The 20,977-nt window shown below is 70.0% G+C and carries 22 protein-coding genes and 4 pseudogenes; 8 read left to right on the forward strand and 18 right to left on the reverse strand.

Annotated elements, in window-relative coordinates:
* Positions 1–712: 712 nt before the first annotated feature.
* The 7 genes from LUZ64_RS30110 to LUZ64_RS30140 all read right to left on the reverse strand — a co-directional run bounded on the left by LUZ64_RS30110 (position 713) and on the right by LUZ64_RS30140 (position 6,883).
* Complete coding sequence (locus LUZ64_RS30110; RefSeq protein ID WP_308251460.1) at positions 713–1,096, reverse strand: phosphotransferase; 384 nt, start codon at positions 1,094–1,096, stop codon at positions 713–715.
* Positions 1,097–1,724: 628 nt separating this feature from the next.
* Complete coding sequence (locus LUZ64_RS30115; RefSeq protein ID WP_095580908.1) at positions 1,725–2,132, reverse strand: hypothetical protein; 408 nt, start codon at positions 2,130–2,132, stop codon at positions 1,725–1,727.
* Between the two features lie 455 nt (positions 2,133–2,587).
* Positions 2,588–3,631: an iron-containing redox enzyme family protein gene (locus tag LUZ64_RS30120; protein WP_095580909.1), complete on the reverse strand. Its 1,044-nt coding sequence runs from the start codon at positions 3,629–3,631 to the stop codon at positions 2,588–2,590.
* The gene (locus LUZ64_RS37860; protein ID WP_095580941.1) at positions 3,628–3,744 is read right to left on the reverse strand and encodes a CDGSH iron-sulfur domain-containing protein; all 117 of its coding nucleotides are present in this window, start codon (positions 3,742–3,744) and stop codon (positions 3,628–3,630) included. Before LUZ64_RS37860 ends, LUZ64_RS30120 begins: the two co-directional genes overlap by 4 nt.
* 238 nt (positions 3,745–3,982) lie before the next feature.
* Positions 3,983–4,681 (reverse strand): HemK2/MTQ2 family protein methyltransferase, encoded by a 699-nt coding sequence (locus tag LUZ64_RS30130; protein ID WP_232390429.1) that lies wholly within the window; start codon positions 4,679–4,681, stop codon positions 3,983–3,985.
* Positions 4,682–4,752: 71 nt separating this feature from the next.
* Positions 4,753–5,577: a 2OG-Fe dioxygenase family protein gene (locus LUZ64_RS30135; protein WP_170116719.1), complete on the reverse strand. Its 825-nt coding sequence runs from the start codon at positions 5,575–5,577 to the stop codon at positions 4,753–4,755.
* A 73-nt stretch (positions 5,578–5,650) separates the two neighbouring features.
* Positions 5,651–6,883 (reverse strand): carboxylate-amine ligase, encoded by a 1,233-nt coding sequence (locus LUZ64_RS30140; protein ID WP_095580911.1) that lies wholly within the window; start codon positions 6,881–6,883, stop codon positions 5,651–5,653.
* A 776-nt stretch (positions 6,884–7,659) separates the two neighbouring features.
* On the opposite strand from LUZ64_RS30140, the gene LUZ64_RS30145 reads away from it, so the two are divergent.
* Complete coding sequence (locus tag LUZ64_RS30145) at positions 7,660–7,989, forward strand: hypothetical protein (protein ID WP_095580913.1); 330 nt, start codon at positions 7,660–7,662, stop codon at positions 7,987–7,989.
* Positions 7,990–8,178: 189 nt separating this feature from the next.
* Positions 8,179–8,331: pseudogene (locus LUZ64_RS37865) on the forward strand (NF041680 family putative transposase); the annotation flags it as partial.
* A 49-nt stretch (positions 8,332–8,380) separates the two neighbouring features.
* On the opposite strand, the gene LUZ64_RS37310 reads toward LUZ64_RS37865, so the two are convergent.
* Positions 8,381–8,512: a hypothetical protein gene (locus tag LUZ64_RS37310; RefSeq protein ID WP_267897168.1), complete on the reverse strand. Its 132-nt coding sequence runs from the start codon at positions 8,510–8,512 to the stop codon at positions 8,381–8,383.
* A 219-nt stretch (positions 8,513–8,731) separates the two neighbouring features.
* Between LUZ64_RS37310 and LUZ64_RS30150 the strand changes: the two genes are divergently transcribed.
* The 3 genes and pseudogenes from LUZ64_RS30150 to LUZ64_RS37870 form a co-directional block, all read left to right on the forward strand.
* Positions 8,732–9,160, forward strand: a complete 429-nt coding sequence (locus LUZ64_RS30150) for a hypothetical protein (protein ID WP_095580914.1) — start codon at positions 8,732–8,734, stop codon at positions 9,158–9,160.
* Positions 9,161–9,464: 304 nt separating this feature from the next.
* Positions 9,465–9,791 (forward strand): hypothetical protein, encoded by a 327-nt coding sequence (locus tag LUZ64_RS30155; protein ID WP_211304986.1) that lies wholly within the window; start codon positions 9,465–9,467, stop codon positions 9,789–9,791.
* A 123-nt stretch (positions 9,792–9,914) separates the two neighbouring features.
* Positions 9,915–10,199 (forward strand): annotated as a pseudogene (locus LUZ64_RS37870) (transposase); the annotation flags it as partial.
* 333 nt (positions 10,200–10,532) lie between these two features.
* On the opposite strand, the gene LUZ64_RS30165 reads toward LUZ64_RS37870, so the two are convergent.
* From LUZ64_RS30165 to LUZ64_RS30195, 7 genes are all read right to left on the reverse strand, one after another.
* On the reverse strand, positions 10,533–10,739 hold the full coding sequence (locus LUZ64_RS30165; RefSeq protein ID WP_232390427.1) for a hypothetical protein: 207 nt from the start codon (positions 10,737–10,739) through the stop codon (positions 10,533–10,535).
* A 97-nt stretch (positions 10,740–10,836) separates the two neighbouring features.
* Complete coding sequence (locus LUZ64_RS30170; protein ID WP_248288990.1) at positions 10,837–12,198, reverse strand: UDP-N-acetylmuramoyl-tripeptide--D-alanyl-D-alanine ligase; 1,362 nt, start codon at positions 12,196–12,198, stop codon at positions 10,837–10,839.
* The gene (locus tag LUZ64_RS30175; protein ID WP_095580918.1) at positions 12,176–12,847 is read right to left on the reverse strand and encodes a C39 family peptidase; all 672 of its coding nucleotides are present in this window, start codon (positions 12,845–12,847) and stop codon (positions 12,176–12,178) included. The genes LUZ64_RS30170 and LUZ64_RS30175 overlap by 23 nt, the downstream gene beginning before the upstream one ends.
* 16 nt (positions 12,848–12,863) lie before the next feature.
* The gene (locus LUZ64_RS30180; RefSeq protein WP_095580919.1) at positions 12,864–13,832 is read right to left on the reverse strand and encodes a D-alanine--D-alanine ligase family protein; all 969 of its coding nucleotides are present in this window, start codon (positions 13,830–13,832) and stop codon (positions 12,864–12,866) included.
* Positions 13,833–14,010: 178 nt separating this feature from the next.
* Positions 14,011–14,538, reverse strand: a complete 528-nt coding sequence (locus LUZ64_RS30185; RefSeq protein WP_170116720.1) for an NUDIX hydrolase — start codon at positions 14,536–14,538, stop codon at positions 14,011–14,013.
* 287 nt (positions 14,539–14,825) lie between these two features.
* Positions 14,826–15,008, reverse strand: coding sequence for a hypothetical protein (locus tag LUZ64_RS30190; RefSeq protein WP_095580921.1), 183 nt, complete (start codon positions 15,006–15,008; stop codon positions 14,826–14,828).
* A 543-nt stretch (positions 15,009–15,551) separates the two neighbouring features.
* Positions 15,552–15,965: a DUF6415 family natural product biosynthesis protein gene (locus tag LUZ64_RS30195; protein WP_095580922.1), complete on the reverse strand. Its 414-nt coding sequence runs from the start codon at positions 15,963–15,965 to the stop codon at positions 15,552–15,554.
* 327 nt (positions 15,966–16,292) lie between these two features.
* On the opposite strand from LUZ64_RS30195, the gene LUZ64_RS30200 reads away from it, so the two are divergent.
* Positions 16,293–17,195, forward strand: coding sequence for a helix-turn-helix domain-containing protein (locus tag LUZ64_RS30200; RefSeq protein ID WP_095580923.1), 903 nt, complete (start codon positions 16,293–16,295; stop codon positions 17,193–17,195).
* A 53-nt stretch (positions 17,196–17,248) separates the two neighbouring features.
* Complete coding sequence (locus LUZ64_RS30205) at positions 17,249–17,398, forward strand: DUF397 domain-containing protein (RefSeq protein ID WP_232390426.1); 150 nt, start codon at positions 17,249–17,251, stop codon at positions 17,396–17,398.
* A 189-nt stretch (positions 17,399–17,587) separates the two neighbouring features.
* Here LUZ64_RS30205 and LUZ64_RS30210 read toward each other — a convergent pair.
* Positions 17,588–18,587, reverse strand: a pseudogene (locus LUZ64_RS30210) (NAD(P)H-dependent glycerol-3-phosphate dehydrogenase).
* 52 nt (positions 18,588–18,639) lie between these two features.
* Positions 18,640–19,212: a class I SAM-dependent methyltransferase gene (locus LUZ64_RS30220; protein ID WP_170116721.1), complete on the reverse strand. Its 573-nt coding sequence runs from the start codon at positions 19,210–19,212 to the stop codon at positions 18,640–18,642.
* Between the two features lie 145 nt (positions 19,213–19,357).
* Here LUZ64_RS30220 and LUZ64_RS30225 point away from each other — a divergent pair.
* A pseudogene (locus tag LUZ64_RS30225) lies at positions 19,358–19,747 on the forward strand (transposase); the annotation flags it as partial.
* Between the two features lie 116 nt (positions 19,748–19,863).
* Here the strand turns inward: LUZ64_RS30225 and LUZ64_RS30230 are convergent.
* Complete coding sequence (locus LUZ64_RS30230) at positions 19,864–20,961, reverse strand: hypothetical protein (RefSeq protein WP_095580925.1); 1,098 nt, start codon at positions 20,959–20,961, stop codon at positions 19,864–19,866.
* Positions 20,962–20,977 lie beyond the last annotated feature (16 nt).

The following is a 20,977-nucleotide window of genomic DNA, read 5'->3' on the forward strand; positions in this document are numbered from 1 at the left end:
ACCTTTTCGCTTCGTGGTCCGGCGCTGTCCGGGCACTCATCCCGGCCAGGCGCCTCGTCCACCCCTGCGGGTGACCCGGTGCGGCGGCCTGCAATCGCTTCCCGCGCCAGGTTCACTCGAATGTTGTCAGAGGCCTTGGCCGTAAGGGCTAAACAGCCCGGTCATGGGCTACGTTGCCTTTTCCGTGAGCACTGCCTTGATGGCCTGCTTGTCAGGTGGAGCCTGCCCAGGGTGGGAAAGGGCAGAGCGCGGGGACCGGCATCACCCCACTGAACCCCGCCTGATCACGTTCCTGCGGACCTCAATGGCCGTTTCCACTGGAAACGGCACAGCCCGGGTCGGCAGGCAGAGCGACCCGGCTGGACGATTCCGTGGACGGCGCGGTCAAGGCGTCTGTGCGGAGGGCGCGGGGTGGTGGGGAGTTCCTGCGGGGTGAGGCTTGTGGGTGGCCAGTTGGTCTTCCTCGCTCGCGGCTACCTGACGGGAAGTCAACTGGTGAGGCGGTCTCGCCGATGGCGTTGGCGTGCGGGTGCTTCATCACGGGACAGCACGTGTAAAACAGTGGGCTGGCTCGGCAGTCAGCCTGAGCGAGTCGGCGTGCGGTGCTCTGTTGGCTATAGGCAGCGCTGTACGCCCGTTTGGCGTCCCGTCAACACAGGTGGCCCCGGTCCCTCGATCTGAGGGATCAGGGCCGCCGGTGGCCGTTCTGGGGTCACGCGGCGCGGTGGGAGGCCCAGCGTCGGGCGGCGTCGAGCGTGCGCTGCGTCCAAGGGTCAGGTTCTGGGCCCGCGATCTCTTCCCACATGTTCGCGTTGGCGTGAGCGAACGCGTTGATGCCGTGGCGGGGGGCGGTGACCCACGAAGGGATACGGGCCGCCCATTGCTCTGCGTTCTCCGGGGGGTGTTCGCCGGCGGCGACAAGCCAGATGACCCAGTACCCGGCGTCGAGCCATGGCGCGCCGCGGGTGGCCCATCCCCAGTCGACGAGCAGGGCCTGCTCGTCCACGATGACGTTCTCGTTGTTCAGGTCGGTGTGGAGCAGAGCGGGGCCGGCGAAGAGCTCGGCGTGCGATGGATGGGCGACGTAGGCGTGCAGTCGCTACTCGGCGCGGCGTAGCTCGATGTCAGGGCAGGGTGTTTCGCCGAGGCGGCGCAGGAAGTCGGCGACCTTGGGTAGGTCGGGGGAGGTGGGGGAGTAGTCGGCGTGGTGGCCGTCGAGGGCCTCAAAGGCGATCAGACCCCATCCTTCGGTTTCTGCGCCAGAGGAGGGCGGGCGCGATGCCGGGGAGGTGGGGGCGATCTGGGCCTCGCGTTGCTGTGTCCATGCCCAGTTGTGGAGGCCGGTGCATGCCGCCATCGTGGCGTCCGCGCGCAGCGGTACCCCGACGAGGTACAGGCGACGGCGACCGGCCTCGCTGGGCGCATCGCCTGGGTGTGGGAGGAGGCGGGCAGGTCGTACGCCCACGCCCGGTGTCCGTAGCCATCCGGCATCCATGTGCCGGGCGGGACTGCGGTCATACTCGGGAGCTGTGACGCGGGCACCTTTCCCTCTGGGCCGAGGGTGGCGACGACCGGGCCGCCGAGGATCACGTCGGCCTCGGGAAAGGTGAGCTGGGACTGAAAGCGGAAGGTCACGGATCCGGCGAGCGGTTGACCTGCGAGACTGAGGAACCGGCCGCGGACCGTGACCGTGGGTATGGACGGGGGGAGCACAAAGCGCCCTTCTACTTGGTAGGGGTGCGCATGCCGTAGAGCATGCGCACGGAGCAGCTGGCGACCCGTCCCTCGGCGGTCGCACGCCCCTGCACCTGGATCTCGACAATCTCGCTGAACTTGAAGTCCGGTAGCGCCTCGCGGAGTTCGAGGACGGTGCCCGGTTTCGACTTGGGGCCGACCTGTGTCCCGTTGACCAGGAGCCGTACCTGCGTGGACCCGCTGAACACGGGGATGTACGCGTAGATGCCGGGGTGCTGCGCGAACGCGTGCCCGCGGTACAGGGTCGTCCACGAGGTGGACGTCGTCTGTGCCCACGCGAGGGTGTCCTCGGGGGTGAGCGAGAGGTAGGGGATGTACGGGCGGGCGAGGCCGCCGAGGGCGTCCTCGGAAAGAGGGTGTTCTCTTCGCGGTCCCACATCTCGATGGACTGCCGCGGCTGCTGCTCCGGTCTGGCTGCCCATACGGCCATGGCGACGGACCCGTCGTCACGGCTGAGGGTCAACCCCATCTGGTTCCGCCCGTCGGGGCGGGCGGGGCCCATGTCGCCGGCGTAGAAGGTGGTGGGCCCGTTCGGGGCGGCGACTTTCAGGCTTCCGCCCTCGCCGATGCTGACCTGTCCGCGGGTGATCTGTGTCATGGCCGGTCGCATCTGGGCGCGGCCGGAAAGGCGTTCTCCGCGTTCTTCGCTGCCACGGTGGCGATCAGCAAAGCCCACGAGATGGGGATCCAGCCGCCCGAGCCCGCCTCGACGGTGAGTAGGGGGTACTGCCCGGTGTGATCCGTCTGCTGGATGGGCCCATGATGCTGCGTCGACGCTGCCCCAGGACGCTGACAGTGGGCGGCGCAGTGATGGTGCTGGTCGTCGCGGCACTCACTCAGGGGTGCGCGGGCGGCCGGGTGATGCTGGTCGATCGAGCGGATGGCGCAGGGCGCTGCGCCCGTTGCGCCAGGCGTTCAGAACGTGGCTGGCCAGTCGGTTCTCCACAAGCACAGTGGCGTCGCATCCGAAGGCCACTTGCTGTTCGAGCCAGGGCTCCTCGGCGAGGAGCCCGCCGACGACCTCATGGCGTGCGAGCTGCTCGTGGACGGCGTCGGCGGTGATGTGCTCGGCGTAGAAGTGGACGGCGGCAGGACCTGCCCCGCATGCCTGGAGGGCCTTGACCATGCGTCGGGCCCCGGGCGAGGAGGCGGTCTCCGCGCAGGCGAAGTGGCCGACGAGGGCTCCACGCCAGGCGCGGTGCAGGCCGAAGAAGGACATCAGGTTGACCGTCGTGAGCGCGGCGGCGGGTGCGTGGTCGAGGTAGTGGCCGTAGTCCGGGTCCAGTTGCAGGCTGGTCATGAGGTTGGCGAACAGTTGGGCGTGCACGGCCTCGGGGCGGCCGGCGCCGAACTCGTCGTACTCGATGGCAGCGAGCGCTGCCTTGGCCCGGCCGGTCAGCCGCGGCAGGGCCCAGGCGTGCGGGTCGGATTCCTTGAGCTGGTAGAACGAGCGCAGCACGGCGTATTCACGCACGAGGTCCAGGTCCGCGCGGTGGGCCAGATGGGCGCTGACGCTGCCGGACAGGTCGGCCGGCTCCTTCAGCAAGTGGTCGAAGGCGTCCGCGACGGTACGGCCGCGGGGGACGTCAGCCTCGAGTGCGGCCAGGAAGGCCTGTTCGAGGCCGGTGCGGACGCGCAGCAGATCGGGGTTCCACTCCAGGTCGTCGGACACGTCGGGCAGACCGCGGTAGTGGAGTTCGTACAGCAGGTACAGGGTCAGTTGGAGGTCCTCTCCCCAGGGGTCCGCGTGCGTGGGGACGTTCAGGGGGCCGTCCGTGGGCACCTTGCCGGTGAGCAGGACAGCGGTGATGGCCTCGCTCAGGGCGCCGCGGGGCCGGGCTCGCCAGGGCGGACGCGAGGCGGTGACGGCGTTCATGGGTGTTCCCTGGGTCGGTGGCTGGTGTCGCACCACGGATAAGCGCAGCTGCGGCGGCAGGTGCACAGCGCGGTCATGAAGCGGTCGCTGCGCCGGACCGTGCCGTCAGGCATGACAACTTCGACGGGGCCTTCGACGAGCACCGGGCCGTGAGCATCGATCAGGACCCGGCGGGCCGGGGGCGGCCCCGGCCCGCGGGCAGGGGAGGGGGTGATGTCGGGGTCAGGAGCATTCGGCACAGGTCACCACCAGTTCTTCTCTTGTGGCGGATGCAGGAACCGGGGTCTGCCGCGGGCGCGGTGGGCCTCGGCACGTGCAACGGCCGAAAGCGGTCGTCTGCGGGGCGGTCGGTCAGGGGAGGGGTTCGGATCCTGGATCGGGTATGTGGTCGGCGCGGATGACGAGCAGTTCTTCTTCTGTTTGGCCGTGTTCGAGCAGGCCTTGTTCGGTCAGCCAGGTGGCCCGGGCCTTGAGGACCGGGCCGAAGGGCTGGTGGCGGCGTGCCACGATCGATGCCTTCAGGCCGGCCTCGCCGAGGAGACGCAGTGTTCTGTCCGGAGCGCACAGGGTGGAATGGACGATGAGTATCGTGCCGCCCGCCGTGAGCAGTTGTGGTGCCATCGCGCACAGCCGGTCCAGGTAGCGGCGGCCGTCGGGGCCGGCGTCCCAGGCCCGGGCCCGGCCGTGTCCGTCGTTCGTGGCGGCGGGGCTGGGAACGTAAGGTGGGTTGGCTGTCACCACGTGGTAACGGTGGTGGGCTGCCCGGCAGGAGCGGAAGTCGCCGTGTTCGACATGTACCGGGAGCCGGTTGAGCCATGCGTTGCAGCGCGCGGTCAGCACCGCGCGGTAGCAGCTGTCCACGGCGCGGACGCGGTGGGCGCCGAGGCGGGCCGCGGCCAACGCGATCAGGCCGGAGCCGGTGCATACGTCCAGGACGTGGGCTCCCTGGGGCAGTGCCGCCCTCTCCAAGGACTCCCGCAGGAGGTAGGAGTCGCCCTGCGGCCCGTACACGCCCCACGTTTTCAGCAGTGTCAGGTTCGTCGTGCCCACGCGTCGTCTCTCCTCGGGTCCGTGGCAGGCCGCGTGTCCGTGCCGCCGGGTAGCCCAGGGGCTCGCGGGGCCTACAGCCGGGGGCCGAAGGGGGCCACGCCGATGATGAGGATGCGGCGCTCGCCTGGTCCCGGTCCCTCGCCGAGGTGTACGGGGGCGACGTGGTGGCTGACCCGGTGGTCGTGTACGGCGTAGCCGTCCAGAGGCTCGGTCAGGGTGAAGCGTGCGTGCACGGCCCCGTGGGGGAGGTCGTCGGGCTGTCGGCCGGCGCTGTCGGGCGTGGCGATGGTGTTCTCGCCGCCGCGGATGTTGGCGCACCCGACCAGGTGGGCGAAGGTGAAGGTGGCGTGGGAGCCGCCGTCCTGGTGCAGGCAATCGGGGGAGGACACCGCGGTGTCGGCGCGGTTGTGCACGGCCAGCTTGAGCAGGTGGACACCGACGTAGACCGGGGCCCTGTGGAGGTCCTCCAGCCACATGGCCTGTGCGAGGTCGGCGTGGATCAGACCCAGCAGAAGGGCGTTGCTCCGCAGCGCGGCGGGGATGTCGGGGAGTTGGCGCCGCATGTCCGGGTACTCCGGGTTGTGGTCGTCCTGCCAGTACTCGGTGACCGATCCGTAGGTGGCGTCCGGTGCTCCGGGTGTGAAGGACAGTTGCCCGGTCCACGGCAGGTACACGGCGTGGGAGTACCGGCGATACCGGTTCGTGTGCGGTGCGTAGGGGTCGGGCGGAAGCCCGGCGAACGCATCGTCGATCTGGCCGAGATCTCCGTTGTGCGCGGCCGGGTGAATTCCCAGGTCTGCGGTGCGGTACCGGGCGTAGCCCTGCCGGCGCAGGGCGTTGGTGACGTCATCGGCCGCCGGAGGTGGCCGGTCATGCACGGTCGAGGTTTCCTTCACGGGTTCCTCCTGTACCGCCCGCCACAGCCGCTACCACTGCGTTGCGGGCAAAACGGCGCCCGGTGCTGTGTCCTCAGGCTGACACGGGGCCGGAAGGTGTGCCGTTGAGCATCCGCCGTCCGGGTGACGCCGGTGCGGAATCCGTCGGGGACGGTTCCTCCGCCTGCGAGGCGGGGGACAGGGCCGTCAGGTCGTCCACCACCGCGACCAGCCCGCCCGGCAGGCGGGCGGCGGCACGCTGGCGGTGCGCCCCCGATCCACGCCTCGCGAGCCGCCCCAGGAAAGCCGCGACGACCTCGACATCGCCGTGTGCCGCCAGTGCGGGACGAATGTGGTCCAGCAGCCGTGCGCCGCGCACCGGCGCGGACAGGATCTCCCCCGTGAGCGCGTCCCTGCCACGTCCCGTCCAGCCGTCGCGCGTCGCGTGCGCGTAGGCACCGCGCAGCATCTCGCTGCACGGCCGCGGTCCCGAGTCACCGCGACGCGCCGACGCCGACGCGGTGACCACCAGTCCGCGGACGATCGCGGCCAGGGCAGCGGAGTCCGCCGGGGTGACCGGGACGTCCATGCAGCGCACCTCCAGGGTCGGCAGGCGCGGGTGCAGGCGGATGTCCCAGAAGGGCAGATCCGCGAAGGGCATGGCCCCCGCCTCCGTCATGGCGGCGGCGGTCCGCTGATAGTGATCGAAAGACTCGGCGTACGGAGGGGGGCCCAGGCACGGGAAGCGGCACCGGATCATTGAGCGCCAGCTCGCGTATCCGGTGTCGCGCCCTTTACAGAAGGGCGAGTTCGCGCTCATCTCCACCAGGAGCGGCAGCCAGGGCCGCAGGTGGTTGCTGACCAGCACGGCCAGTTCCCGGTCGGGCAAGTGGACGTGAACGTGCATCGCGCTGATCACGTAGTCGTCCATCATCGACCCGAACAGTTCCACGCTGGCCCGATAACGCGGATCCTCCCCGATCGACACAGGCCCGGCCGGCCCGAGCACCGGTGTGCCCGACGGGCACGCTCTCAGCCCCTCCGCCGCAGCGGCCCGGGCGACGCCGGCCCGCAAGCGGACCAGCTCGTCATACAGCTGCGCCACCGCCGAACACGGAGGTGTCCTGATCTCAATCTGGTAGTCGGTGAACTCACCGGAGACCAGTCCCCCCAGCGCCGAGGCCGCCCGTGCGACCACACGGCCGCCGGCGGGCTCCACCGCCCGGCTGTCGGCCCCGACCAGGAAGAACTCCTCCTCCACACCCACCGTGGGCAGCTGTCCATCCGGCTGCACGGCGGACACGGCCGCGTTCTCGCTTCCGTTCATCACCACTCCAGCATCAACCGTTGGCCTGATCGTGTCGCCCCAGAAGCACGCACGAGGACACCCTTGCCACCCCCTGCGGGTTGTCCTTGGCGAACCGCTCGGCCTGGACAAGAGCCTCCGGCTCCCAGATGACCTGGTACGTCACGCCTCATCCCTGCCGAAGACGCGGCGGAACGCCTCGTCGTGCGGGACGCCGGGGGACTCGCTGCGGCTCTGCCGCACGCGGTACGCGGCCAGGGCCCGTATGCAGGGCCGCGCCCCGCACGCAACGATCCCTACGGATAGGGCCCCACTGTCGCCTGCGTCAGAGCGTCCGGGGAAACGACCGAACAGGTGCTGTTCGTAGAGCGGGGCGTGGTGCGTGGCGAGAAAGCTGAACTGAACCGACTGCCGAACTGATAAGCCGGAAAACTCATCTACCGGGTTTACGGGCAGCACTCCCACCGGCGTACCAGGGGTCAGCCCCGGGCAGCACAGGCACGAACAGCCGGCCAGGGTAAGGCCAGAGCCTGCGGCAGGCGCGTCACCCCGACCGGGGTGACGCGCCGGGACCTCCTGTCTACAGGTCGGCGACCGGGCCCGGCTGCCCCGCCCGCTCCCCGTCGGTGCCCCCGAGGCAGCGGCAGCAGCTCGGACGGCTCCTCATTCACGCTCCTTTCGATATCGCGCTCCGACAGTGGACTTTCTGTCACATTCCAGTCACATCTGATCATTTGCTTTGATCTAAGGATTTTCGGGGCACTCTCAAAGAGCTGTGAAATCAGGGAGGGGATGGTATGAAACTCGCTGCCCGAAGGCTCGCCGGTGTCGGCACCACGCTCGCCGTGACCATGGTGCTCTTGGCTCCCAACGCTTGGGCTGTCAAGCCGGGTGAGCGGTTCCGCTACGGCAGCCTGGACTGCCTGGCCACCGCGGACACGGCGTGGAACGGGGCGCTGAGCTGCACCGGCACCATGAACGTCACCTGGCGGGCCAAGGTCAAGTGCTACCTCGGTTACACGTACTACGGCCCGTGGCAGAACAACGCCACCGGCGGCACCAAGGAGTCCAAGACCAACTCCAGCTGCAACTTCCACGTCGACGACATCATCATCGACCCCATCTGATCCAGGTCGGCCCCAGGTGACGCCTGCTGCCTCGGTGATTCCGAGAGCCCCAGCACTCCAGGGGAGCAGGGGTTCGCTGGCGTGACGACAACGAGCTGGATGCCGGTCAGGCCGCGGCTCGCACCGGGGTGGGGACGGTCGCGGGCAGTAGAAAGGGTGTCTGAGCTTGAGTTCTATCCCCGTGGGTCGAAACCCGGCCGGTCCGGCCCCGGACGGCCACCCGGCTCGAAGAACAGGCATCCCGCCAACCGCCACGACGTGGGCCGAGTCCTCGCCACCGGCCAGCCCTACCAACGGCCCACCCACCACAAGACCGGCACCAAACCCCGACGAACCGGATAAGAATCAAGCTGACGGACCGTAGTACCCGCGGCCCCTTCAGAGGGGCCGGCTACGGGCCCGCCACCAGCCACAGGATCAGCACGGCCTCGAGCTCTTCGTCGTACCGGTACACCACCGAGATGCCGCGACCGCCGGTCTCTTCCGGCAGCAAGTCGACCACCTGCAGGTCACTGTCGGGCATGGGATGGCCCTGCCGGGGGCCGGCCTCCAGAGCCGCGCGGACGCGTCGACGGCGGCCCGCTCAGCCCGGGTCAGCTCGATACGGGCCTTCTCGGCGGCATCGGAGTGGAACGCATAGGTCACCGGGCCGCTGTCCTCCCTCGCCCTGGTCGCTGCGAGCGCCGGAGCACCGGCGGCCCAGGGCCAGGCCCATGGTGGTGGCCACGGTCATGGTTATGCCGTGGGCTGCTCGGGCCGGGAGGACATCACCTACACCCCCGGGCTCGGCCTCTCCAGCAGCCCCTCGACCGTCAGCGTCGACGGCACGTACCACTGCGCGGACGGCCCGGGCCACCTGGTCACGGCCACATACCACACCGAGGGCACCACCGGAGGCAGTTGCCTGCTCCTCGCCGGGAACCGGTCGGAGGAGACCCTGCACTACGCGGACGGCGGCACGACCGTCATCGCGTACCGCTCCGGTCCCTCCGTCCGGCTCGTGGGCGTCAACACCGCGGTGCTCGACGGCGTGGTCGTCTCCGGACGCGGCAAGGGGTCGGTCGCCGAGAAGACCATCCACACGCTGCCCGCCGGCCTGCCGACCGACTGCGTGCTCGCCGGCGGCATCAAGCACACGATCGCCTTCACGCACCTGAGCATCCACCCGTGAGCAGGGTCGGGGACTGGCGCGGTGGCTTCCGCTCCGTTTCCAGTCCCCGCCGCTTCAAGCCGTACGTGCGGTTCTCCCGCATACGGCACCCAGCTCCGGCTCCTCAACGCCCGCATCGTCACCGCGGCGAACGACGTGGCCGGTACCCAGGCGGTCGGCAGCATCCGAGTCCTGGCCGCCGGCGCCGCGTCCCAGGAGCACACGGTGGAGTCCTCCCGGCGGCCCCAGCCACTTCCACCGGGCCCTCGCCGCGCACCGGTCGGCCACGCCCGCACAGCGGATCGACCCGGGAATCGTGGAGGCGGTGGAGCAGCAGACGAAAGCGATGCGCGAGCTGTCCCGCCGTGCCTTCCCCGAGCCCGACGTCGTCCTGGGCGATGCTCCGGCCCTGATCGAGGCGGCTCGTGCTCAGCGTCGCCGCCAGGCCGCCGCGGCCGAAGCCCAGACCGAAACCTGTGAGGCGGCCGGCCCGAATGTGATCGTTCAGGTCGTCACTCGCCCGGCGCCGGAGCAGGACACCGACGCCCTCGACCTCATCCATAAAGGCCTGGCCCAGCAGGACATTCTGCCGCACGAACACGTCGTCGACGGCGGCTACTCAAGCCCGGACAGTATCCACCTGGCCCAGTAGAAATGGGGCATCACGCTGTTCGGGCCAGTCCGTGCCGATCCCCGGGCCGATAAGCGTCCGGGCTTCACTAGAGAGGACTTCCACATCGACTGGCAAGCCCGCACACTGACGTGTCCGCACGGCATGACCGGCCCGCCCTGGAAGCCCACTCTCGGAGACAGCCATCCCCGCTTGTCAGTCCTCTTCCCGCGCAAAGTCTGCCGAGAATGCGACGACCGGCTCGAATGCACCGGCAACACCGGCGGCAGGGGACGTCACGTCTTCCTGCTTCCCCAGCCCCAGCAAGAGATCCAGACCCGCGTCCGGCACGAGCAGAAGACCGGTCAGTGACAACGGCGCTATGCCATCCGCGCGGGAAGCGAAGCCACGGTCTCCGAGACCGTCCACGCCCACGGACTCCGGCACTGCCGCTACCGCGGCTTGGCCAAGACTCATGTCCAGCACGTGCTGATCGCCGCAGGCGCCAACAGAACACCCTCGTTTCTACTTGCGGCCCTTGCCGCTGAGGAAGCCGTCATCATCGCGGAGGTCGTGGCCACCCTTCGTCTCCTGAGGCGCCTCCCCGCTCCTTGTCGACGGTCTGCTTCTTGTCGTCGTCGGGCATCCCAGGTCTCCTTCGGTCGGGGTCTCACCGTGGGTGCCCCGCGAGCCCTGTCTCCCCGAGGGTGGCCCAGGACACGCGGGCCGGAGGTTGTCGGGAGCCGCACTCCGCCTGCGGTGCGGATCCCGACGACCGGCAGGTCAGGCCCGCAGGATGAGGTACACGGTGTGGCCGTGGATGTAGCGGTGCACCTCAGCCCGTCTCTGCTGTGCGATCGCCTCGATCTGCTCCTCGCGCAGCCCGTTGTGCTGCCAGTGCAGCGCCGGGTTCTCGGTGACGGGCGTCAGGACGAACAGCACCCCGTCCGGTGCCAGCGACTTCTCCCTCACGCGGGCGGCGAACGCCATCCGAGTTCCGTTCAGGCGTGGAGCGTTCTTGTCGGGTGATTGCGGCCCTGACCCTCCGTCACTGGGATACGCCCAAGGCGCCAGGGCCGCACTGACCTCAGTTGAGCAGGCCCTGAGCCACCGCTTCCAGCCCCAGGGCGTTGGCGCCCTTCACCAGAACCACGTCGCCTTCGCGGACGAGCTCCTCGGCCAGGCGCAGCGCCTCCCGCGCGTCTCCGGCCCGGGAGACGTTCACCTCGCTGGTGATGCAGCGTGCTGCCTCGCCGATCGCGTCCGCGTACTTGCCGCCGACCGTGATCAGCTGGAGGACCCCGGTCTTGGCGACCTGGCGGCCGATGCGGTCGTGCCAGGGCCCGGCCTCGCCGCCCAGCTCGGCCATCTGCCCGAGCACGGCGACCATGCGGCGCCCGCCGGCGATGTCCGACAGTGCCACCAGCGCGGCCTCCATGCTCTCCGGCGAGGCGTTGAAGGAGTCGTTGATGACGGTCACGTCGCCGTTGTGGTGGACGTCCATCCGGCCACCGGAGGTGACCTTCGCGCGCTGGAGCGCGGCCGCGATCCGGCCGAACGGCACTCCGGCGGCGAACGCGGTTGCAGCAGCGGCGAGGGCGTTGGTGACGTTGTGGCGGCCGTGCACGGCGAGCTGGATGCGGACGACTTTGGGCCCGTAACGCAGGGAGAACGAGGGGCGGCCCTCGTCGTCGGTCTTGATGCCGTGGGCGCGGACGTCGCAGTCGGGGCCGGTGCCAAAGGTGATGACGCGCGCGTCGGTGGCGTTGCGCATGCCGGCGACCAGCGGGTCGTCGCCGTTGAGGACGGCGACGCCGTGTGCGGGGAGGGCCTCTACGATCTCGGCCTTCGCGGCCGCGATGGCCTCGCGGCTGCCGAACTCGCCGATGTGCGCGGAGCCGATCCCGAGCACGGTGGCGATGGTCGGGGGCGCGATCTGGCACAGGTCGGCGATGTGGCCCTTGCCGCGCGCGCCCATCTCCAGGACGAGGTAGCGGGAGTCCTGCCGCACCTGGGAGACGGTGGTCGGGAAGCCGATCTCGTTGTTGTACGACTTCGGCGTGGCCACCGTCGGCCCGTCCTCGTCGAGGATCCGGCGGAGGAGGTCCTTCGTCGAGGTCTTGCCGGCGGAGCCGGTGATCGCGACGATCGTGCCCGTGTACCGGGAAGCGACGGCGGTGGCGATGCCGGCCATCGCGCCCAGCACGTCGGCGACCAGGACGGAGGGGATGCCGACGGGGCGGGAGGCGAGGACGGCGGCAACGCCGCCTTCGTAGGCCTGCTCGGCGAAGTCGTGGCCGTCGACCTGCTTGCCGGGCAGGCAGCAGAACAGCCCGCCGCTGGCGACCTTCTTGCTGTTGAAGGACAGCGGGCCGGTCACCAGGGAGGCCGGGTCGGCGCCGTCCGTCAGGGTGCCGCCGGTCGCCTCAGCGATCTCGGCCAAGGTCATGGGGATCACGTTGTGCTTCTCCTTCGGTCGGGCCTGCCAGGACGACGCCCCGGCCCGCGTAGAAGCGGTCCAGCGCCGTCCAGGAGACCGGTGCGAATTCCTGGGACCGGCCGGGCAGGCCGGAGGGGTTATGCAGCAGGACACCGCCGTCGCGGGCGCCGACGACGAGCACGAGGTGCCCACCACGGGATGGGGGCGTCACCTCGGGGGTGCGGACACTCTTGTGGACCGACACCATCACCAGGCGCCCGCGGGCGATCTCCGCCCGGATCTCGGTGGCGGGCAGCTCAGCGGCGGCCCGCGCGTACGCGCCCCACCGGGCGGTGACGAAGCTGGCGAAGGGCTGGTAGATCAGGCCCTTCACCTGGTCGCCGTCGCGGATGTAGGCGCCGGCCTCCTGGAGCTCGCCGACCAGGGGTACGGACGGCGGCACCGGCAGGCCCCAGAAGTCCAGCGCCATCCGCAGGCACGCGACCCCGCACATCCGCGGGGCCCAGAACGCGTACTCCTCCGGAGTCGCGGCGCCGGACTTCTGCCACAAAGGATCGGTGGACACCTGCCTGGACCCAGTGATGAACGCGGGGACCAGGTCAGGCGATTCCCACTGCGAGTAGTAGGGAACGGGGTGCGCGGTCGCAGAGGCAGTCATGCCCCCACAGTCTGCTCTACGGCACGTACGCGGGCTTGCTGAACGCCGTGGCGACCAGGTGACGGATCAGCTCGTCGTAGCCGATACCGCCCGCCTGCGCCATCGTCGCGAGGTTCCCTGCCTGCGACAGGCCGGGCACCGTGTTGATCTCCAGCACCGGCATCCGGCCCGACGGCGCGCACAGGAAGTCCACCCGGGAGACGCCGTGCGCGCCCACCAGGCGATGTACCCGGAGAGCCACCTGCTCCATCACCTTCGTCTGGGCCTCGGGGAGGTTCGAGGGGCAGTGCTCGGTGCGCAGGGCCCTGTCGTGCTTGGCCTCGTAGTCGTAGAATGGGCGGCCATTCACCTCGACGTCCAGGAGGGGCAGCACCGTCAGCTTGCCGCCGACCTCGAGGATGCCGGCCGAGCAGGGCGTGCCGGGGATGTACTCCTCGGCCATGTACCGCTCGTAGCTGCGCTGCCGGGCCCGCTCCAGGAGCGCGTCGAGCTCGTTCGCATCGTGCGCGATGCCGGAGGCGAGGCTGCCGCCGCCGGCCACCGGCTTGACGAAGACGGGGAAGCCCAGGCTGTGCTGGACGCTGGAGGTGGCGGTGGCCGTCGACCACGAGGGGTGGATCGCGATGGCCTTCGGGGTGTCGATGCCCTCGGCGCGCAGCAGGTTCTTCGTGGTCACCTTGTCCATGCCGACCGCGGAGGCCAGGACGCCGGAGCCGGTGTAGCTGATGCCGAGCGTCTCAAGCGCGCCCTGGAGTTTGCCGTCCTCGCCGCCGGGGCCGTGGGAGGCGATCAGGGCGACGTCGATGCGGTCGCGCAGGCCGCCGAGGTCGAGGCCGGTGAGGTCGATCAGCTCTGCGTGCAGGCCCTGTGCGGTGAGGGACTTCAGTGCCGCTTCCCCGGAGGCGATCGAGCCGGGGCGCTCGGGGGATTCGCCCCCGCACAGGACGCCGATGCGTTGGCCGGGAAGGGTGGGAGTTTCGAGCATGGGTACGCTCCCTGGTGAATTGGAGTGGTGCTCCAGTTGGGGCGCCCCCGGGTGGTGTGGTTGCCTCGCTCGCGTACGCGGTGGAAGGCTGCGCGAGCTGCTTGGCCACGTGCCAGGGGTGCCCTGGTGGCCGTCCCGGGCCCGGGTGGGTTCCTCCGGTGCCCGGGACGGACGTCTCCTATGCGGTTCGCTCCACCGGCACGGGTCGGCCGAACCGGAGGTTGGCGAACGCCTCGTGCTGCCATGCCTCCCACATCGCGCGGACGCGGCGTGCCTGGTAGGGCTGGGTGTGCTCGGCGAGGTCGTCGAGGGTCATCCAGAGGTAGTCGTCCAGCTCCGGCTCCATGCCGGGCTCGGCCGCCGGCAGCTGGATCTCCGCCGTGGCGGGCACCGGGCGGCACAGGTAGACGAGGTTCTGCCCCATCGCCGAGCCCGTCTCACTGTTCGCGGGCACCCAGTCCTTGCCGAGGAGGCGCACGACGCCCGGCACGATGCCGGTCTCGCGCTTGACGTGCCGGAGCATGGCCTCCCAGTCGGGCTCCAGATGGTCGGCGTGGCCGCCGGGCAGCTGGTAGAAGCCCTTCTTCAGCCCGTAGTTCGCGCGGACCATCAGCACGGCGTCCTCCCGGTCCTCCCCCGGGAGGCGGGGGATCCAGGCGAGACCGCCGATCCGGCACGGCGGCGGGGCGGCGAGGTTTATCGTCATGGGCTTCTCCCTTAGATGTTCGCGTTGATGGGATGTCAGGTGGGCTGGGTGGTGGCCCGCACGCCCCCGGCGATCAAGGTGGGGGCGTGCAGGCCCAGCAGGCCGGCGACAGCCACACTCCGCCCGCGGTGTGGCTGCCCCGCCGCCGGACTCGCAGCGGCAGCAGCGCGTCCCTTCCACGGGGGAGTGCACAGGGACGCGGCCGGCCACAGCCACCCCCGGGCCGCGGTGACCGGACAGTCGCGGCATCGCTGTCCGGCCGGGGACAGGGCCCGGGGACAGCCGGTCTAGGGGGTCGCGGCCCGCGCGGCGCGCTCCTGGGCGGCGACGTTGACGCCCCGGAGGCGGCCGTGGAGGAGCGGCACCAGGTCCTTCGGCCAGTCCAGCGACGGCGACCGGGGGCTGCGGCGGGGGACAGCGGCGGCGCGTCCGTACGGCCGGGCTATGAAGTGCTGCTGCGAGGTGGTCATGGTCTCTTCCGTGTGATCATCCGATTCGAACGGCGGGTCTGTCGCCGGGCTACAGGAGCAGGAACAGCACGGCGCCGGCGGCGGCGCCGGTCACCGCGAGGCCGATGAACAGGTCGATCACCCATTGCGGCTGGCCGTACAGGAGTCGAGGCAGGCGCATCAGGTCCTCCGCGTGGCTGGGGTCGGATGGCCCCGCCCTCGCGCCGAGGAGAGGGGTGAACGAGCTCTCGGCGAGAGGGGCGGGGCCGGTGTTCCGCGCCGGCCCGCCAGCCCTGGCCGAAGGGGCGGGCGGCCCGGCGCGGGTTCCCCCGTTGCGGCCCAGTGAGGTAGGCCGCGGTGGCCACCGTCCCGCCGGGCGTCAGGGGCGGAAACGGGGCCGTCTGGAAGGTCGCGGAGAGCACAGCTTCCCCGGGAGGCTCCCCGCGACCAGCTTGGGGAGGGGGCGTTCGCGATCATCGGCACGCGCGAACGCCCCCGGGTGGGCCGCACCGCACGACCGGCGGCGATGGAACCGGTCGTCGCCATCGGGTACGGCCCAGGTCTCTACGTGGACGCAGCCGATGCCCGCGGGGGCCGGGCGGAAGGGTCGCCGTCCGCCGGGTGGCCGCCGAGCCTGGAGGCCGAGTCGGGGAGCTGGTCGAGTTTCTGCCGGTGACCGCGCAGCTCCCGGACGATCCTGGCCAGGCTCCGGCAGTACGTGAACGCGCTGTCCAGGCCGTCCCCCAGGCTCAGCTCCTGCGCCCGGTAGATGGCCTCGTCAGCGCTCTTCTCGACGGCGACGCGGCGCGGGTCGTCCACCCGAAGCAGGTCCTTCGCGGTGTTCTTGACCCGCGGGGCCTCCTCGTCGATATGCCGGCGGAGCCGCAGCGCCGACGACGCCATGACCCCGTACTCCGGCGGGTCCGCCGCGTCGAGGATCACGGTGGTGACGCGCTCGATGTCCGCGTCCGCGTCCATGACGCGTTTCGCCCGGGACAGAAGGGTCGGCTGAGTCGTGTGTGTTCCTCCGTTGGTCACAGCTGTACCAGGCCAGACAGACATGACGGGGTGCTCCTTAGAGCTGCGCGGGCACGCAGCACGGGGATGGGGCGCGCTGACCGGCACCCGGTGGTACCGCCCAGCGACCGGAGCCTGAAGACGCCGCAGATTGACCTGAACGCTCCCGCTGGCTCACGTGTGGGGCGCCGCAGGGCGGGCATCACGACGGCAGGGAATCGAACACAGCGTCAGGCGCCGAGAACTCCGGGCGTCCGGTTCCGGTGACCAGTATCTGCCCGCGCCCCTATGCTCAACCCCACCCAGGACTTGGCAAACCACATTACTCAAGTGGGGGATACATCTATGGCTGCCCCAGGGCCACTTGACGCGTATCAACGCCGTAAGGAAGAGCTCGCCGCGGCCATCAAGCAGCACCGGCTGGCCAAGGGGTGGACCCAGGTAGATCTCGGCAAGGCCGTCGCGCTCGACCACACCACGGTCGCCCACTTCGAGAAAGGTCGATTCCCACCTCGACGCGACGTCGCCCAGCGCATCGACGACGCCTTGGAAGCCCGCGGGGCCATCTTCAGGCTCCGCGACGAACTCGACGACAACCCCGACTCGGCGACGTTTCAGAAGTACCTGCGCGGCCAGCGGCAGGCTAAGAACATCTGGCAGATCTGCGGCATCACCATGCCGACGATGCTGGAGACGGACGAGTTCGCCACCAAGCAGCTCGTTGCCGCGATGCCCCTTCTGGGCGGAGATCTGAACGACAAGATCGCCTATCGCGCCGAACTGCGCAACATCCTGCACCAGCCATCGGCGCCCACTCTGCACGTCGTGCTAAATGAAGCGGTGTTACACAGGGTGATCGGTGGGCCGGCCATGATGCGTGCTCAGCTCCTCCATCTCGTGGAGCGATCGCGAGCGACAAACGTGGATCTTCGTGTCTTTCCTTCCGAAGGCAATGATTTCAGCGTTGACGCCGGATTCGTTGCAATCTGGGACCGGCCGGGCAAGCATTCGATCGCTTGGCGACCACTTGGCATGCAGGGAACGTTCCATCTACGGCGTGCTGACGTGGAAGAACTCATGCGCCTTTATGATCACATGCGCGGCTTGACGCTCGGACACGAGGAGTCAAGAACGCTCATTCACAAGGTTGTTGAGGAGTCATACCCGTGCGCATCACATGTCCTGACCTGACGACAGCTAAATGGCGCAAGAGCACCTACAGTGGCAACGGCGGAGGCTGCGTCGTGATCGCAGAGCAGTATCCAGGGATCATGCCGATCGGGGACTCGAAGGATCTCTCGCGAGCCCCCATCATCGTGACCCGTGGGGCGTTCAGTTCCTTCGTAGCTGCCGTCTCTGATTCCGATAGTCCCCTGGGAAAGATCCGGGGCTGAAGCGCGCCGCCGGCGCAGGCAACAGTCGCCTGCGCCGGTTGGATAAACGTTCACACCACGTGTGGCCCGACGGCCCGGAGAACCGTTTGCGCCGCATCAAATCCTGAAGCACGGGCTGGCGGAGGCTAGGTAGTCCGCGCCTCCGCCGGCCACGACTACGGATGGAGCCGCCAAGGGCTGAGGCCGCTGCTATTGCTCCGATGTCGTGGAGCGGGCCATCAGCTCTGACAGGGCGCTCTGCGGGGGACTTTCCGTTGTGGATGATGGAGACGACCGTTTCCGTGATGGGCATCTCGACGCCGTGACGGTATGCCAGGTCGAGGACGGAGACGCAGGAGGTGACGCCCTCGGCCGTCTGCTTCACGGCCGCCGCGGCTTCCGTGACGCTAAGGCCCTGGCCCAGGCGGACTCCGAAGCTGTGGTTTCGGGAAAGGGGCGAGGCGCAGGTGGCGACGAGGTCGCCCATGCCGGCGAGCCCAGCGAGGGTGAGCGGGTCCGCGCCCATCGCCTTCCCGAGACGGGTGGTTTCCGCAAGGCCCCGGGTGATGAGCGCGGCTGTGGAGTTGTTGCCCAGGCCCATGCCGTCGGCGATGCCCACCGCGAGGGCGATCACGTTCTTCACCGCGCCGCCGAGCTCGCACCCGATGACGTCCGTGCTCGTGTACGGGCGGAAGTAGGGGGTGTGGCAGGCGTCCTGGAGCCGGGCAGCGACGGCTTCGTCGGGGCAGGCGATGACGGCTGCCGCGGGCTGCCGCGCGGTGATCTCGCGGGCGAGGTTCGGGCCGGTGAGGACCGCGATGCGTCCCGGCGCCGCCCCCGTCACCTCGGCAACGACTTCGGTCATGCGCTTGCCCGTCCCGACCTCGACGCCCTTCATCAGCGAGAGCAGCACCGTCTCGACGCCCAGCAGCGGCCCCCAGGAGGCGAGGTTGCCGCGGAGGGTCTGCGCGGTGACGGCCAGCACCGCGACCTCGGCGCCCTCGGCGGCCTTCGCTACGTCGGCCGTCGCGGTGATGCCTGGCGGCAGGGCGACGCCGGGGAAGTAGTCCGGGTTGGTTCAGGTCTCGTTGATCGCATCGACCAGCTCTTGCCGCCGGCCCCAGAGCGTCACCTGACATCCCGCGTCGGCCAGAACCATCGCGAGCGCGGTTCCCCATGAGCCCGCTCCGAACACGCTCACCCGAACCATGCCCCACCCCTTCCTTCTCCCCCGTCCACGACTGTGGCCGCCAGCCTAGCGATCAGGCAGGTCGGCGGACCGTGGCAACGGAGAACCTGCGATAGTCCATCTCCGGGGCCCTGCGCCGCGCCTCGCCGATCATGCGCTCGGCCTGGGCTTCGCCCAGCACGTTGCGCAGTTCGTCCTCGTGGTCGGCCCACAGCCGGTAGAGGCGCCGCCACATGCCCGGCACGTGCGGCCGCTCGCCTTCGGCTTCGAGCTCCAGGCCCACACGGTCCCACGGCTTGCTGCTGGCCGGGTGGCGATCGGGCGACGTGATGAGGGCGCGGGCTCCCGGTCGCGGGATGCGCCGGAGTTCCTCGAGCGCGGCCCGCCCGTCGGGGGCGAAGCTGAAGGCGTCCGCGCAGATCACACCGTCGGCGCTCGCGCTGTCCAGCCCGGTCTCGCCGAGCGTGCCGACGTGGAACGTCGCTCGTCCGGCGGGAAGGAACTGGTGCGCGCGCCGGTCCGCCAGGCTGACGGCGACGGGGGGGATGTCGATCCCGTCGAGTTCGGCTCCGAGGGCGCGAGCGAGCCATAAGCCGGCGCCGCCGGTGCCGCACCCGAGATCGACGAGCCGCTGCCTGGGGCGCATTCGCAGGCGGCTGACCATGGTGCCCAGCAGCCGACCTGGGCCGCCAGGGCGGGCGAGAGGGCCAGGCGCAGGAGGTAGCAGCCGAGCGCCAGGGGGTCCGTACGTCGGCCGGGGGAGCGGGCGGCGCCGTCGGCCGTTCGCGTTGCCTCCGGGCCCGCGGGCCGGCGCCGGGTGGATCCTTCGCCGCCCGGAGAACCTCGCCGAGACGGAGACACTCCAGCTCAAGGCCGTCCTGGCTCACTGCCCAGAACTCGACGCGCGCACCCGGCACGTTTGGTCCTTCGCGACCATGCTCACCGACCGCCAGGGCCAGCATCTGCCCGACTGGCTCGACCCCGTACGACAGGACGACCTGCCCAGCCTCCACACCCTCGTCGCTGGCATCGACCGCGACCGCGACGCCGTCATCGCCGGACTGACCCTGCCCTGGAAGTCTGGCGTCGTCGAAGGACACGTCAACCGGATCATGCTCAAGCGCCAGATGTTCGGCCGAGCAGGCTTCCAACTCCTCAGGAAACGTGTCCTGTGGTCGTGACGGAGAGTGGCGGCACCACAGGAGTTGGGCCAGAACCGATACTCGTGAACAGGGCCACACGGGTCATCTTCGTCGTCCGGACTGCTCGGGTACCTGACCCACCGATGAGGCGATCCTCATTTCGTGCTGTCGCCCTTCGACTTACCCGGCTTCCGCTCTCCGTGGGCGCTCATGCCGCCGCTCACCGGGTTTGGCGGTCTCTGAGTTCCTGAGCTGCTGCGGCCCCGGGCGTCGCCGTCGCGGCCGCCATGGGCCTGTATGCCGCGCAGCACGCCTGCGCTGGGTGACGTCGGGCCAGTGACGGCCCGGGCGGTGCCGCCTACGGCGCGGGCAGCGCCGCGGGCCACCTTCATCGCGTCGCCGAAGCCGGGGAACTTGACGATGATGTAGATCGCTACGCCGAGCGCGACGACCGTGACGGCGAGCCCGGTGACGACGGGGCCGCGCTCGTCGGTGCTCCGCAGGGCGGAGGCGAGCCCCAGCACGATGATGATGAGGGGCTCGGCGAGTATCAGCGCGACCATGAAGCCGGCCCAGCGGCGTATGTGGCTCCATAGGTTCTTGTCGACGAGCCCGGCGTAGACGACGACGCCGAGGAGCGCTCCGACGTACAGGCTGAGCGCCCGTAGTACGAGCAGGAGCCACAGTGCGCCGCACAGTGCGATCGTCGCGAGGGAGACGAGGGTGAGCATGAGCGGTCCGCCGCCGACCTTGCCGTTCTTGAGGTCGCCGCCGAGGCTCGCGAACAGGCCACCAGGCTCGGAGCCGAGGGCGCTCACCATGACGTCCGTGACGGCACTGGTCGCGCCGATCACGACGTACAGGATCAGGGGAGTGAAGGCGGCGGCGAAGACCGCCAGCCAGAGGAAGCTGATCGCCTCGCTCATGGCTGTGACCATGGGCACGCCGCGCACGGCGCGCTTGGCGACGGCCAGGAGCCACAGGATCAGGACCAGCACCGTCGAAGCGGCGAAGATGACCGCGTACTGCTTGAGGAAGCCGGTGTTGGTGAAGTCGACCGCGTGGCGGTCGGCGACGACCTTCCCGAGCTGGCGGGCGGTCCAGTCGGCGGCGTTGGCGACCTCTTTGGCCAGGGTGGAGAGCGGGTCGAGGCCGCCGGCCGGAGCCGTGCCTCCGCCGCTCGTGCCCCCGCTCTCGCAGGATTGCCGGGCCGGGCCGGGGAGGCTGTCGCAAGGCCCATCGGCGAGCAGCATCAGGCCCCCCGTTGGT

Source organism: Streptomyces albireticuli (assembly GCF_021228125.1).
Lineage (GTDB): Bacteria > Actinomycetota > Actinomycetes > Streptomycetales > Streptomycetaceae > Streptomyces > Streptomyces albireticuli.

Coding starts and splice junctions, on each gene's coding strand:
- LUZ64_RS30120 (WP_095580909.1), bottom strand. CDS start 3,631: ATGAACGCCGTCACCGCCTCGCGTCCGCCCTGGCGAGCCCGGCCCCGC.
- LUZ64_RS37860 (WP_095580941.1), bottom strand. CDS start 3,744: ATGCCTGACGGCACGGTCCGGCGCAGCGACCGCTTCATGACCGCGCTG.
- LUZ64_RS30140 (WP_095580911.1), bottom strand. CDS start 6,883: ATGAACGGAAGCGAGAACGCGGCCGTGTCCGCCGTGCAGCCGGATGGA.
- LUZ64_RS30145 (WP_095580913.1), top strand. CDS start 7,660: ATGAAACTCGCTGCCCGAAGGCTCGCCGGTGTCGGCACCACGCTCGCC.
- LUZ64_RS37310 (WP_267897168.1), bottom strand. CDS start 8,512: ATGCCCGACAGTGACCTGCAGGTGGTCGACTTGCTGCCGGAAGAGACC.
- LUZ64_RS30165 (WP_232390427.1), bottom strand. CDS start 10,739: ATGGCGTTCGCCGCCCGCGTGAGGGAGAAGTCGCTGGCACCGGACGGG.
- LUZ64_RS30170 (WP_248288990.1), bottom strand. CDS start 12,198: ATGACCTTGGCCGAGATCGCTGAGGCGACCGGCGGCACCCTGACGGAC.
- LUZ64_RS30175 (WP_095580918.1), bottom strand. CDS start 12,847: ATGACTGCCTCTGCGACCGCGCACCCCGTTCCCTACTACTCGCAGTGG.
- LUZ64_RS30180 (WP_095580919.1), bottom strand. CDS start 13,832: ATGCTCGAAACTCCCACCCTTCCCGGCCAACGCATCGGCGTCCTGTGC.
- LUZ64_RS30185 (WP_170116720.1), bottom strand. CDS start 14,538: ATGACGATAAACCTCGCCGCCCCGCCGCCGTGCCGGATCGGCGGTCTC.
- LUZ64_RS30190 (WP_095580921.1), bottom strand. CDS start 15,008: ATGACCACCTCGCAGCAGCACTTCATAGCCCGGCCGTACGGACGCGCC.
- LUZ64_RS30195 (WP_095580922.1), bottom strand. CDS start 15,965: ATGGACGCGGACGCGGACATCGAGCGCGTCACCACCGTGATCCTCGAC.
- LUZ64_RS30200 (WP_095580923.1), top strand. CDS start 16,293: ATGCTCAACCCCACCCAGGACTTGGCAAACCACATTACTCAAGTGGGG.
- LUZ64_RS30220 (WP_170116721.1), bottom strand. CDS start 19,212: ATGCGCCCCAGGCAGCGGCTCGTCGATCTCGGGTGCGGCACCGGCGGC.
- LUZ64_RS30230 (WP_095580925.1), bottom strand. CDS start 20,961: ATGCTGCTCGCCGATGGGCCTTGCGACAGCCTCCCCGGCCCGGCCCGG.